The following is a 12,426-nucleotide window of genomic DNA, read 5'->3' as shown; positions in this document are numbered from 1 at the left end:
GTGAATGCCTTGGTTTGTCAAGATTGAAGAAGGCATAGTTGACAAAACTATTTTTGACCAACACGTACCTGCCCATAAAGCTTACGTTCGCGATTTAATCGACCGAGGACACCAAGCCAAAACTGGTTATTGGGGATGTTTGGGTGGCGGAATGATGCTGTTTCAGGCAAACTCCATGACTGAGGCTGAAGCAATTGTGGCACAAGACCCACTCGTAAAATCTGGTTGCGTCAAATACAAACTCTACGAATGGCGAATTGTCGTTGAATGATGAAGGGTCATTGGTTCTTGCTCCCTGCTCCCTGCTCCCTACTCCCTACTCCCTACTCTCTACTCTCTACTCCCTATTAACTGATAACTGAAAAAAACTGCTATGATGAAAAAGACTCGGATCTACGCGATCTCAACGCCCAAACTTTGTCAGAACCGGAAGGTAGCAGCAATACGGGATGCTTGTGATAGGCGTGGTCTCCGAGTCGCCTAGTTTATGGGAGCAATTGCAGCCATGCCTGGTTTAGGGGATATCGTGCAAAAAGCGTTTTATCTCGGCGTTGGATTAGCTTCTTATGCCAGCGAGAAGGCGACAGGTAAGCTAGCAGAACTGCGATCGCAAGCTCAAAAACTGGCAGACGAGCTAGTAGCGAAGGGTGAGATGACTGCTGATGAAGCAAAGCGGTATGTGGATGATCTGATGAGGCAAGCTCAACAGCCACCAACTGAAGTAGATGGTAGTAAAGCTTCTAGCGAACCGCGTCGGATTGAAATTCTGTCCGATGATGAAGAAAAACCCACAACCTCAACGACTCAAACTGCTGGCGATGATAATGTAGATCGGTTACGGGAGCAAGTACAAAAACTGCAAGACGAACTCAGGCGGCTGCAACGGGAGTAGTCAAATTAGAATATATTACCCGTGAGTTTGTCAGTCATTGATTGATTAATATTTGTTTCGATTCGACTGCGATCGCCTTGAATAACCGTTCAAAATAGAATTTTTAGATCTATAAGTAAATAGATTGCAAAATAGATTGGATAGTAAGTGCTGTCTAATTTTATTCAAACATCAAGATTGAGACTGCAACTAGAGTGGATCGCCCCCATAAGACTATGGAAAAGTGGCAAAAAGATTTCTTGGAATTAATTGAAACGGCAGTGGATGAAGTAGAACGGTTGTTTCTAGGAGTGACGACAACTGTGGAAACTCTGTTTGAGCTATCTGGAGAATTTTCCGAGCATCTACACAATACGATCGTTACCGAGGTCGAGCAATATCTAGCCGATTTGAATGACGATGTGGATCTCGATTCATATTGGCATCTGGATGACTTAATGGACGATGCGGAAATCTCTTTTCCTTATTCAGTCGAACCTACTCCACAACAACATCCCGCTTGTATGGGTTGCCAGCATTACCACGGACAAGTTTATGGTGGCAATCTCATGGTCTGTGCCATGCATCCCTACGGTTGGGACGATAGCAATTGCCCGGATTGGGAAGCAGAAGAGTTTGAGTTTTAAGTGTAATATCATATTACAAAGAACCCAAAATTTGAGTCAATCTTGAACCCTTCCCCCGATCTCACATCACACTCAGCAGAAGAAATGTCAGTAGAGGAAATTAAGTACGGCGAACGCCAGATTGCCGAGGGAAAGTTAATTACATTTCCCAACCCACGGATCGGACGACGGTATGAGATTCACATTACTCTACCGGAATTTACCTGTAAGTGTCCTTTTTCTGGCTATCCTGATTTTGCCACGATTCACATTACCTACGTTCCCGACCAACGGGTAGTAGAACTAAAAGCGATTAAACTTTATATTAATAGCTATCGCGATCGCTACATTTCTCACGAAGAGAGCGTCAATCAGATTCTCGACGACTTTGTAGCAGCTTGCGATCCTTTAGAAGCGCATATTAAAGGTGACTTTGCTCCCCGTGGCAACGTACATACAGTTGTTGAGGTACACCACCACCAAACTCCAGAAGCGTTTTGAGTGTAGCAAAGTTTTCTAGTCGCCTCTTACTAAAAATCTTTCCGCAGAATTGAGAAAATAAAGTTAAATAATGTTACTTTTGATGCAGTTCTGTAACTGACTCATTCAGCTTACCATGCGTGGATTTCGGTATTTTCTAGGAATAGCGATCGCCTTACTTGTCTTTGTCACCTTGCCTTTACCTGCTCAAGCTGCTAGTTCCGCAGCCATCCGAGCCTACGATGACGTGCAAGTTCAGACTAAAGATTATTCCGGTCAAAATTTAGTAAGAGCAGAGTTTAATAATACCAAGCTTGCAGAGGCTAATTTTAGTAGCGCTGACTTGCGAGGGGCGGTTTTTAATAGTGCGGTTTTGCGTAAAGCTAACTTGCACGGCGTTGACTTCAGCTATGGTATTGCCTATCTCAGCGATTTATCAGCGGTAGATCTCAGCGATGCAATTCTCACATCAGCCATGATGTTGCGATCGAATTTTAAGGGAGCAAAAGTGACGGGTGCAGATTTTAGCGAAGCCGTGCTGGATCGAGAACAAGTCGTAGAGTTGTGTAAATATGCCAGTGGAGTTAATCCCATCACTGGAGTTGACACCCGCGAGTCTTTAGGGTGTTCCTAATGAGTTGGTAGAGAAGTTCCATAGAATTTCTCTACAATTTAATCTCTTGTTTTTGGGTGATTTGGTCTAGAATTTCTAGCATTTCTCGTTCAAAAGCCACCTGCGCCCGATTGGTTCTGCCACCAACGTAAAAGCGACCGTCTTTTTCTAAAGCCCAGATTTGTGAGTGGGAAACATAACTCATCACAACTCCCAGCATCAGCAAGCCAAAACCTGCATAGACAATGGGGATTCCAGGGTCAGCTTTAATTTGCAAGCCCGTACTGCCAACCACCTCGACAATTCTCAGCGTCACACCGTTGACAGTGGTAGCCATTCCCGCCCGCAGAGTATCAACTAACTGACCTTTGGCATCATAAATCAATAGCGTTCCCTGTAAATCTTTTGCTAGCAGAGAAACGCCCTCACTCAAGTCTGTTTTCGTGGGAATCCAAGTTCCCCACAAACGACCGTTACCGTTGGTATTTAAAGCTGCCATTGGTAACTGCAAGGTTGGACTGTTATTAAACCGAATCCGAATTGCGGCAATTCCCCAATCAGTTTGATAAAAAGTTACGCCTCGGTAGCGAAAAGGTTCGTTGACAAATATAGTCTTGCGTTTGACTTCTTGTCCCTGGCGATCGAGTGCAGATATATCAGAATAAAATTGGTCGATACTACCAGTAGGAGTGTAATCGATCCAAAAGCGGTTGACTTTTAAAGATAGATCTTTGGGAATTTGGGGTGCTGCTAGTGGACCAGCATCAATGATGTTATGTATTTGAAAGCTTTCACCGCTAGGAACCATTTCTTGAGCGACAAAACCCGTCATGGCTCCCCAAATTGCCCCAGCTAAAATGATGACAATACCAATGTGAACGATAATCGGACCGATCCGTCCGGCAATACCTTTACGGGCATATAAGTTATCTTGTTCGCCCTGAAAGACACGGTAGCGCTTTTGTTGCAACAGTTGCGTGAGAGAGGAAAGAGAAGCGTTGTCGAGTTCTGCACTCAAAGCCAATTTCTGAAACTGGCGGGGTTGGTCGTACAATTTCCAATTACGAGCAGCTTTAAGAGCGGGTAACTGGCGTGTAAAGCTACAGGCTGTGAGACTGGTAGCAAATAAAATCAGTAACGATAAAAACCACCACGTACGATATACGTGGTCTAAGCCTATAGTTAAGATAACTTTCCAACTCAGGAAACCGAATAAAGCTGGGTCTGTAGGATAGTTAGCTTTGTAAAACTCGATTGATTGTCCTTGTTCTATGACCGTACCGCTAGCACTAAATAAGGCGATCGCTAATAATAAGACGATCGCCAACCGTAAATCTGTGAGGATGGGTAAGAGTTCTGCACGCAGAAATTTGCCTAAATGCGATCGCGGTGTTGAATTAGTCGCAGAATTATCTAAAGTCATGTTATGTATTACTTGTTAATGGTCAATGGTTAATAGTCAATAGTTAATTGCAATTAACTATTGACTATTAACTATTAACTCAGTTGAATTCGAGATAAGAGCGAAAACACTCCAAATCCTACCAGTAACGCCCCACTCACAGGGGTAATCCATCCCGACCACTGCCGCAACTCTAACAACTTTTTAATGCTAGCGGTGAACGTACCAGCTAAGATCAGTGGTGTTACGTAGCCTGCGGTGTATGCCAGTAACAACGCTCCTCCCAGAATGGTATTTTGTGTAGTTGTGACCCAGGCAAGGAGTGTTGCTAGCACTGGGGTGCTACAAGGAGAGGCGACTAAACCAAAGGTCAGACCGATGAAATAGGAGCGTACCGCTGGGGGAAAATCTTTAGAAATCCAATCCATCCCCCCAAACGATGGTAGTTGTAGGGGTAAGGCTTCTAATAAATTCAGCCCCATCAAAATTGCGATGATGCTAACAATAATTGGCAGACCAATCCCTACTTGACCGTAAACCTTGCCTACAAGTGCCGCAACTATTCCCAAGGCTGCTAAAGTTGTGGCTAATCCCAATGCAAACCATGTTGATTGAGCTGCGGCTTGCCAGCGACTTTTAGTTTCATAACCACCAATGTAACCGATGGTGATGGGCAGCATGGAAAGCATACAGGGTGTGAGACTAGTCAGCAACCCTGCTGTAAAGATAATACCTATGCTGACCCAGCCCAAATGAGATAACTGCTCGGCGACTAAGAGATCGGCAAATTGTTCGAGTTTGTAGAGCTGAGTTTGAATGGTTTCCAGCATGGACAGCTACGTGATGGAATGCTGACTATGCTTGCATTTTAGCTTAATTCATACCTTTTCCTGGCGCTAGAGGCGATCGCCCGACTGGAAAAAACGCTGGCATACCACAGCTGAATAATTGACTCTGACTCATTTTATTTTACAAATTGTAATTACATCTGAAGACTTCCCTAGTGAATATTCCGTAAAGTTGCGGATGTACAGCAGATGTACGGAGGAATAATCTATTGGTTAGCCTTGACGATACACAGTTTCTTAATAAAAAATTTATGAATCATGACTTTAGATTGTTTAACGCAATTGATATCGCTCGACTAAAAATACTTTAGTCAAGCAACGTTATGAGTCAATAAAACCTCAATTACAATTTCAAATACGAGCTAGATATGTATTTATTAATGGTTTTGATTTCAGCAATTCTCTTCACCATTGGTGGTGTATTTATGAAGCTATCTGAAGGGTTATCTCAGCCTTTACCTAGCTTATTGGTCTACATCTTTTTTATTGCTGGAGCTAGTATACAGACTGTTGCCATGCGTAAGGCTACGCTAGGAGTAACATATATTGTCGTACTAGGATTAGAATCAATCCTAGCAGTTTTATTTGGGGTTGTTTTATTTCAAGAAAGTTTGTCTTACATCAATGTCATTGGTGTCAGTTTTATTGTTGCTGGCATGGGTTTTTTACAAGGTGAAGAATAGAGGTTTTAAACAAACCGCTCTTGTTTTCGCTCTTGAAAAGGTACAATTTCTGCTTCGCTACTTTCTCGGGCGACACGAATTAGTAATCCAGCAATAATTAAACTTGTCATCATTGAATTTCCACCATAACTCATGAGTGGAAAGGGTAAACCTGTAGTTGGTAGCGCTCCTGTCGCTACACCAATATTAAGTAAAGATTGCCCTACCATCAATATCATTGCCCCGATCGCAACTAATCTAAAAACTGGATTGCGGGCATTCAATGCTACAAGTAAAGCCAGAGTTGCATAAACCATCAACATTAATAATAGTAAAAAGCAACCAACAAAGCCGAACTCTTCAGCAAAAATAGCAAAAATGAAATCGGTGTATTGAATTGGCAAATAAAATAACTTTTGTTGTGATAAGCCAAATCCCTTACCCCAAATTCCACCGGAACCAATAGCAATTAAACTTTGTACTAATTGATATCCATGTCCTGATGCATCTTGCCAAGGATTACGGTACAACATCAATCGCTTCATTTGGTAGGGTCGCAGCATTGCACTCAGCGCCGCAGTTCCAACTCCTAATAATGCCGCAGGTACTAAGTAAAGATAGGGTACGGCTGCTGCTAGCGCTACCAACCATATACTCATACCACACAGAGCTGTCATACTCAGATTTGGCTGGAGTAAAATCCCCCCTAGCATTAAAATAAAAATTAATACCCAGAGAATACGATTTCCTGGGCTAATTTGATGCCACCTACCAAAAATCTTCGCACTTTGGAGGACTAAAAATGGCTTGATTAATTCTGATGGTTGAATTGCGATAATCCTCAGATTTAACCAGCGCATAGCCCCATTCACTTTTATTCCCATTCCAGGGACAAAGATGAGAAAAAGCAATCCTAGTAGGATGAGAAAGAACCAATGGGAAACATTTAAGATTTTTTTCAGTGGGAAATGGATGATGTAGTTAAATCCAATTAATCCAATTATTATCCATGCCAGTTGACGCTTGACATAGTAAAAGCCATCTCCCATAGTTTCGCCTTCGACATAGGAAGCAGAAAAGAGAACCGCTAATCCAACGAATAACCAGAGAAAGGTCATCCAATGCAGTAATCTTGGCAGGATTGCCCATTGGGAAACAGGAGGGAAGAAAAAGGTGACGATCCGGCGTAGCAGCTTCACGACAGCTATGGTTGTGTGAGGACAGTAGGAGTATAGCGGATGTTTTTGCAAAAGGGGCGATCGCGCTGGCGATCCGATACATATATATAAAACTAGTAGGGGCGCACAACGGTACGCCCCTACTAATTGAAACCTATGAAGAAAGCTGCAATTACAGCAAACCTGTATTCATTCCAGGCTTTCCAGTAGCTAATTGTACCTTCACAATTTTGCCACCCATTTTCATGATCCGTTGCTGCTCGCGGAACCAGTTGTCGTAAGGAACCAGTTTGGTGAAATAGGTATTTTGTAGTTCGCGCTGCGTCCGAATCCGAGTTTGGCTGGGGACGCAAGCTGTTACCTTAAACATCCGCATCGTTCAAAATCTCCTGTAAAGAATGTAGAAAATTTTTGATGTCAACTTATTCGAGTGCTTGTCAGTGCTGCAACGTTCTTACCGAATTAGCACTCTATTTATTTACTACCCTTAATTCTCCCATAAGTTTCACTGCTATTCGAGAGCGCCAGGTAGATTTTCTCAAAAACTTTTAATGACTTGACGTGTAATTTTCTTCAATTAACAGCAATTACTGACAACTGATAACTGACAACTGAATTAATCGAAGGCTGGGAGTAAATCGTCAATACTAAAGCGCGATCGCTTATACTCTCACCACTGAGTCAGACAGGCGATAGAACGTTCTAGCACTCACGACCGACTCCCAGACTTGATTTAGACGATTGCCTTAGTAGCCTGCGATCGCAGCTACTATTTTAAAGATCCAACTCTTAGCTCAAGCCAGAGCAGATGTAGTCGAAGTATACGCCCATTTCCTTACCAGCGTCGGGACCAACCAAGCTAGCGGTGACTTCTTTCATCGCTTGGATAGCTTGTACGGTAGCACCTACGGGTACGCCGAGGGAGTTGTAGGTTTCTTTCAAACCGTTGAGTACGCGCTCGTCGAGGATGGAAGGATCGCCAGCCAACATTGCATAGGTGGAATAGCGGAGGTAGTAGTCGAGGTCGCGAATGCAAGCAGCATAGCGGCGAGTGGTGTACATGTTACCACCGGGACGGGTGATATCAGAGTACAACAGGGACTTAGCTACAGCTTCTTTAACGATCGCAGCAGCGTTAGCAGCGATGGTGGTAGCAGCACGAACTCGCAGTTCGCCACTTTGGAAGTAGCCTTTTAGCTTTTCCATAGCAGCGGTGTCCAAGTACTTACCTTGAACGTCTGAAGTATTGATTACAGAGGTAATTGCGTCTTGCATTTCTTTGCTTCCTTATGTCACACGTAAAAAGATCGACAAGTAGAGAGCAAACGCTCTACTGCATAGCTCCGACGAGGTAATCGAAGTAAGAACCAGCTTCGCCAGCGTCTTCACCAGACATCATCGAGGTAGCTACGTTCTTCATAGCGCGAACGCCTTCTGCTACTGCTTCGATGGGTGTACCGAGAGACTTGTACATTTCGCGCACGCCAACAATCCCGATTTCTTCAATGGGGGTAACGTCGCCAGCTACAACTCCGTAGGTGATTAGTCGGAGGTAATAGTCTAGGTCGCGCAAGCAGGTAGCGGTCATTTCTTGACCGTAAGCATTTCCACCAGGAGAAACAACGTCAGGACGCTTTTGGAACAACTGGTCGCCAGCTTGCTTAACGATCCGCTCGCGGTTGTCGGTCAAAGCTTGAGCGATACGCAGACGGCGTTCGCCACTGGTAACAAAGCTCTTGATCCGATCGAGTTCGCCAGGGCTGAGGTAGCGAGCTTCTGCGTCGGCATTCACGATAGACTTCGTGACGATACTCATTTAACTGATTCCTCCAAAAAAATGAAACCAGGTTTATATATAACTGGTGTAATCGTGGGGGTGACTGATTGCCACTTCTGGATTTTACCGTAACCCAACAGCTTGTAGGCTATCAGAGTTATTTCGCTTCGCAGAAGACTTGCGCGATCGCATCTACACAAGTTGTTAATCTCAGTTACCTACCGCAAATATTTTGCGGCATTGCGTTCATCTTCTGATTCAGCTCTTAACAGTTTGTAACATTCTCTTTCAGAATTGGGGAGTCGGGAGTCGGGATTGCAATTGAAATTATGCAATTCTTCGCAAGCAAAAGCAGATCCCCCTAAATCCCCCTTGAAAAGGGGGACTTGTAACTCTTATCCCCCCCTTATTAAGGGGGGCTAGGGGGGATCTGATTCTCTCCTAACCATAGAGTGACTTGTAACTCTTGTTCCCCCCTTTTCAAGGGGGGCTAGGGGGGATCTTCCGTCAATTACCGCTGCCCAAATGACTGCGCCAATAATGAAGGAGATAAGTCAGACCAAGACTGCTTCACAAGGTCAGCCGCAGCCTTAACGCTACCCAGGTAGTTGCCAGCAGGGAGAGACGGATAGCGACGGTATGGCACTACGTCTTCACCGAAGTACTGGGCATACTCTGGACAATCAACCATTGCCTCTACAGCCGCTTTTAAGCCGCCCTCAGACAATAATTTGTTGTACTGTCTAATTTCACCCTGAGTTGCAGGTGCGCGTCCCAACAAGTGTCTGAACAGGAATTCAATCACCTTGGTATTGGGATAGGGGGTGTAGAAGCGACGACAGTAAATTTCGGAGCTAGCCAAGCTACGGATAAACTCGCGTACTGAGATTTCACCGTTACGCAATTTGCTCTCTAGGTCAGAACGGCGGAAGTAAACGGGTACTTGACCGCTAAATACATCCATGACTTGACAGTAGATCGCGTTGATAACTTGGGCGGTTTCCCCTTGATTTGCTCCCTGCGTCATGCGGTAGATCCGCGCTGGCTTGCGACGAGTCGTACCGACACCAACCTCTACAGATTGTCCGCGTCCGTCGTTGTAAGAGCGACCGAGTTCGATAAATAGCGGCTTGCTCCGATCGACTTGCCGTGCTTTGGCTGCCATATCCGCGATCGCTTTTGCCATTAATGGCATATTTTCCGTTGCCATGCGCGGTTGTACTGGCTCGAAGCTGGGAACGACGATATCATCGTTCTGCTTGGTCAGCTGGTTGTACAACTTCTCGGTATTTGGGAAGTTAGCCGCTGGTAAGGTGGGGAAGCGACGGTAAGGCACGTAGAATTCCCCAAATACCTGAGCGTATTCCGCACTGTTAACCATTGCCCCGATAAAGGCACGCAGACCTTGAGTTGCGAGGATTTGGTTGTATTTGCGGATTTCGGCTTGGTCGATGGGGGCGCGTCCTAAGAAATGCTTGGTTCCCTGCTCGATGACCTTGGTGTTGGGATAAGGAGCGTAAAACTCTTTGAGATATAAGTTTGAGTTTCCTAACCCTTCGATAAATTCCTTAACAGTAATTTCACCATTGCCTAGTTTGCTTTCTAGGGCGGTGAATTCGTTTTGGGCGATGTAGGGTTCGATGTCGCGCTCGAAGATTTGACGGTAAGCAGCACGGATAACCGTTTGTACGGCTGTTTTATCGCTGTTTTCTTCTAGCTTGAAGATCTTCGTTTGTTCGCGCTGTTTGGTAACACCTTGAGCCACACGAGTCTGAATATCTGGCTGCGTCCGCATTTCGGTAACAGCACCCAGTTCGATAAAGCGGGGGGTTTCTTCCTTATCAACTCTTGCGCCGACATCTTCACGAATGCTACCAGTACGCAGCGATCGCAGTGCTTGACCTTGAGGTGTCAGGTAGCGCTCGTAGGGTACGGTATCTTCCCCAAAAGCTTCGCCGTATTCAGGGCTGTCAATAATTGCGTCTACCAGAGCGTAGAAGCCCTTCTTGGCACAAATATCGAAGTATTTGTTGTTTTCTTGTCTGCCATAGGTTGGACGACCCAACAGGCGGCGGTGAATATATTCGATCGCCTTACAGACATAGAATGGTGTCCAGTACAGCTTACGGAACAGATCCGATTTAGCTAAGGCGCGGATAAATTCCCGTAGCGAAATTTCACCGTTTTCCAGTTTGATTTCAGCTACCTTCAACCGCTGTCCTTCGTACACATCCCGTCCGAATACCTGGAGGTAAGCAGCGCGGATCACGGCTTGAGTCGAACTTTCCGAGAATCTCACGCTAGAAGTTGTCGGAGATTTTCTGCTACCTGTGGCGGGAATTTGATCTAAGCGGAAAACTTTCGCGCCCAAAGTGCCAGGAAATTCACCCCGCGCTCTCGGATTGCTGTTTTGGTTATTGATACCCGGTCCTTGGTGGATCAAAATCCGCTTGGTATCCTTACCAAAAGGTGCAGGGCTGCTGCTAGGGTTGCGAGTTTCTTTCGGGAAGATTGCCCCAAATTGAATTTCTAGCGGATCGTTACCGGAACCATACGGATGTTGGTCGGGTAGCGGTCTGTTGTATGCCGCAAATGTCGTGATGAATTGCGGGACTTTACGGAAGGGGGCGCTGTAATTGAGTAGGTCTTGCTGTGGACCCCAGTTACGACACTCTTGCGCTTCTTGTCCCAGACCGCGAATATAAGGTACGGTTTCTTCCCCGAAGTAGTCGGAGTATTCCTGGGAATCTACCAGCGCGTCTATCAGTGCTGATAAGCCACCGTTAGAAACAATCGAGAAATATTTCTGGACTTCTTCGCGAGAACTCGGACCCCGACCCAAAATGTGACGAAAAGCTAATTCCAGGGCGCGGCTGTTGATGAATGGCTCGTAAAATTGCTTGCGATACAGGGGCGATTTTGCTAAGCGGCGAATAAACTCTTTCATGGAGATATCGCCGTTCTTAACTTGAGATTCCAAGTAAGAAATTGACTGGCTGTAAGCGCGGGTAATATCGCGCTCGAAGACTTGGCGATAAGCAGCTTTAACAATATCGTTCTTTTCTGCTGCCGATAGCCCTGGCTTCATCGCATACTTGGGTCGTCTTTCTGCCGCATTAAAGTAGATCTGTGGCAGTTGTAACCCTTGCTGGTCGGACGAAGGACGCTGACGCAGCTTGTTAGAAGGTGTAGGGGCTTTAAATTCTGTAATCAATACGTCCATGTACTGAGCAACAATATTTGCTGCTTCAGGATTCTGGCGGAAATAAGACAGCGCCGATGCCCGCATTTCTTGCAATGCGACAATGGTTGCTTCGCCAGAACAGGCGTTTTCAATTATTTCCCGCAGACCTCGTACGTTGACAGAGATAATATTAGGATCTCCAGCCACGATCGCGTAAGTCGCATAACGCAAAAACCACGACAAGTCTCGTAGGGATTTTTGCATGTTCCCAGGACCGTAGCGGGCGACGTTGATGGGGCGAAAACCAGGAGGTGTAGGACCACCGCCGCCACCACCAGGACTAGCACTAAAAAGCGATCGCAATCCCTCTAAGAAACCGCCGCCCCGACTCTCAACGTAGGTGACAGTTCCTAGCTTCATGCCTTCCTTGACATCCGGCACTGCTGCTGCCATCGCCATTTCTGTTTCTCTGGGTTTTTCCAGATAAGCCATTGGCGAACCACCAACAAAGATGCGGTTAGCGGCACGGGATACAATAATCTCAGAATTTTTTGTTAAAGTTTCAGCAATTTCTAGCCGCTTATTGCCAGAGGCGAAATAGTTGGCTAACTCGTCCAGTTCGCCCCGCCCTAAAAAGCGGTCTTGCTGTTCGGCTTGGGAAATGGTTGCGACTGCTAGCGTTTGATATAGTTGCGGACGTGCAACTGAGCTTCCACCACTTGCCTTAACACTCATTAGATTTCTTAAGCTCCCATCAATAATCGTTACTGTGTTAAGTCTGACCA

13 protein-coding genes and 1 other RNA gene are annotated in these 12,426 nt (G+C 45.5%); 7 read left to right on the top strand and 7 right to left on the bottom strand.

Translation table 11 applies throughout. The features are described 5' to 3' along the window. Positions 1 to 4 precede the first annotated feature (4 nt). The 6 genes from QH73_RS20670 (at position 5) to QH73_RS20645 (ending at position 2,611) form a co-directional block, all read left to right on the top strand. Complete coding sequence (locus QH73_RS20670; protein ID WP_039713977.1) at positions 5 to 271, top strand: YciI family protein; 267 nt, start codon at positions 5 to 7, stop codon at positions 269 to 271. Between the two features lie 113 nt (positions 272 to 384). Next, positions 385 to 481: signal recognition particle sRNA small type (ffs, locus tag QH73_RS20665), an RNA gene on the top strand. Positions 482 to 505: 24 nt separating this feature from the next. Continuing rightward, on the top strand, positions 506 to 892 hold the full coding sequence (locus QH73_RS20660; RefSeq protein ID WP_039713978.1) for a phasin family protein: 387 nt from the start codon (positions 506 to 508) through the stop codon (positions 890 to 892). Between the two features lie 215 nt (positions 893 to 1,107). Next, the gene (locus QH73_RS20655; RefSeq protein WP_039713979.1) at positions 1,108 to 1,518 is read left to right on the top strand and encodes a hypothetical protein; all 411 of its coding nucleotides are present in this window, start codon (positions 1,108 to 1,110) and stop codon (positions 1,516 to 1,518) included. Positions 1,519 to 1,602: 84 nt separating this feature from the next. Further along, positions 1,603 to 1,998, top strand: coding sequence for a preQ(1) synthase (queF, locus tag QH73_RS20650; protein ID WP_039713980.1), 396 nt, complete (start codon positions 1,603 to 1,605; stop codon positions 1,996 to 1,998). A 115-nt stretch (positions 1,999 to 2,113) separates the two neighbouring features. Then, positions 2,114 to 2,611: a pentapeptide repeat-containing protein gene (locus tag QH73_RS20645; protein WP_039713981.1), complete on the top strand. Its 498-nt coding sequence runs from the start codon at positions 2,114 to 2,116 to the stop codon at positions 2,609 to 2,611. 31 nt (positions 2,612 to 2,642) lie between these two features. Here the strand turns inward: QH73_RS20645 and QH73_RS20640 are convergent, their stop codons facing one another. Together QH73_RS20640 and QH73_RS20635 are read right to left on the bottom strand one after the other, a co-directional pair. Then, complete coding sequence (locus tag QH73_RS20640) at positions 2,643 to 4,013, bottom strand: cytochrome c biogenesis protein (protein WP_039713982.1); 1,371 nt, start codon at positions 4,011 to 4,013, stop codon at positions 2,643 to 2,645. 74 nt (positions 4,014 to 4,087) lie between these two features. Further along, entirely contained in the window at positions 4,088 to 4,822 is a 735-nt protein-coding gene (locus QH73_RS20635; RefSeq protein WP_039713983.1) for a cytochrome c biogenesis protein CcdA, read from the bottom strand. 386 nt (positions 4,823 to 5,208) lie between these two features. Between QH73_RS20635 and QH73_RS20630 the strand changes: the two genes are divergently transcribed. Then, a complete protein-coding gene (locus tag QH73_RS20630) occupies positions 5,209 to 5,523 on the top strand; it encodes a DMT family transporter (RefSeq protein ID WP_039713984.1) in 315 nt (104 codons plus the stop codon). A 5-nt stretch (positions 5,524 to 5,528) separates the two neighbouring features. Here the strand turns inward: QH73_RS20630 and QH73_RS20625 are convergent, their stop codons facing one another. The 5 genes from QH73_RS20625 to QH73_RS20605 all read right to left on the bottom strand — a co-directional run bounded on the left by QH73_RS20625 (position 5,529) and on the right by QH73_RS20605 (position 12,376). Further along, complete coding sequence (locus QH73_RS20625) at positions 5,529 to 6,701, bottom strand: FtsW/RodA/SpoVE family cell cycle protein (protein ID WP_039713985.1); 1,173 nt, start codon at positions 6,699 to 6,701, stop codon at positions 5,529 to 5,531. Positions 6,702 to 6,852: 151 nt separating this feature from the next. Continuing rightward, the gene (locus QH73_RS20620) at positions 6,853 to 7,056 is read right to left on the bottom strand and encodes a phycobilisome linker polypeptide (RefSeq protein WP_015156258.1); all 204 of its coding nucleotides are present in this window, start codon (positions 7,054 to 7,056) and stop codon (positions 6,853 to 6,855) included. A gap of 413 nt (positions 7,057 to 7,469) precedes the next feature. Further along, positions 7,470 to 7,955, bottom strand: coding sequence for an allophycocyanin subunit beta (gene apcB, locus QH73_RS20615; protein WP_039713986.1), 486 nt, complete (start codon positions 7,953 to 7,955; stop codon positions 7,470 to 7,472). Between the two features lie 55 nt (positions 7,956 to 8,010). Further along, on the bottom strand, positions 8,011 to 8,496 hold the full coding sequence (gene apcA, locus QH73_RS20610) for an allophycocyanin subunit alpha (protein WP_015156256.1): 486 nt from the start codon (positions 8,494 to 8,496) through the stop codon (positions 8,011 to 8,013). Positions 8,497 to 8,968: 472 nt separating this feature from the next. Next, positions 8,969 to 12,376, bottom strand: a complete 3,408-nt coding sequence (locus QH73_RS20605) for a phycobilisome rod-core linker polypeptide (protein WP_039713987.1) — start codon at positions 12,374 to 12,376, stop codon at positions 8,969 to 8,971. Positions 12,377 to 12,426 lie beyond the last annotated feature (50 nt).

This window comes from Scytonema millei VB511283 (assembly GCF_000817735.3).
Taxonomy (GTDB): Bacteria; Cyanobacteriota; Cyanobacteriia; order Cyanobacteriales; family Chroococcidiopsidaceae; genus Chroococcidiopsis; species Chroococcidiopsis millei_B.
The sequence above is the reverse complement of the archived record's forward strand: the minus strand, read 5'-3'. Positions and strand labels throughout refer to the sequence as shown.

Bases quoted from the DNA above. Each gene is read 5' to 3' on its own strand.
- QH73_RS20670 (WP_039713977.1), top strand. From the start codon at position 5: ATGCCTTGGTTTGTCAAGATTGAAGAAGGCATAGTTGACAAAACTATT.
- QH73_RS20660 (WP_039713978.1), top strand. From the start codon at position 506: ATGCCTGGTTTAGGGGATATCGTGCAAAAAGCGTTTTATCTCGGCGTT.
- QH73_RS20655 (WP_039713979.1), top strand. From the start codon at position 1,108: ATGGAAAAGTGGCAAAAAGATTTCTTGGAATTAATTGAAACGGCAGTG.
- queF (WP_039713980.1), top strand. From the start codon at position 1,603: ATGTCAGTAGAGGAAATTAAGTACGGCGAACGCCAGATTGCCGAGGGA.
- QH73_RS20645 (WP_039713981.1), top strand. From the start codon at position 2,114: ATGCGTGGATTTCGGTATTTTCTAGGAATAGCGATCGCCTTACTTGTC.
- QH73_RS20640 (WP_039713982.1), bottom strand. From the start codon at position 4,013: ATGACTTTAGATAATTCTGCGACTAATTCAACACCGCGATCGCATTTA.
- QH73_RS20635 (WP_039713983.1), bottom strand. From the start codon at position 4,822: ATGCTGGAAACCATTCAAACTCAGCTCTACAAACTCGAACAATTTGCC.
- QH73_RS20630 (WP_039713984.1), top strand. From the start codon at position 5,209: ATGTATTTATTAATGGTTTTGATTTCAGCAATTCTCTTCACCATTGGT.
- QH73_RS20620 (WP_015156258.1), bottom strand. From the start codon at position 7,056: ATGCGGATGTTTAAGGTAACAGCTTGCGTCCCCAGCCAAACTCGGATT.
- apcB (WP_039713986.1), bottom strand. From the start codon at position 7,955: ATGCAAGACGCAATTACCTCTGTAATCAATACTTCAGACGTTCAAGGT.
- apcA (WP_015156256.1), bottom strand. From the start codon at position 8,496: ATGAGTATCGTCACGAAGTCTATCGTGAATGCCGACGCAGAAGCTCGC.
- QH73_RS20605 (WP_039713987.1), bottom strand. From the start codon at position 12,376: ATGAGTGTTAAGGCAAGTGGTGGAAGCTCAGTTGCACGTCCGCAACTA.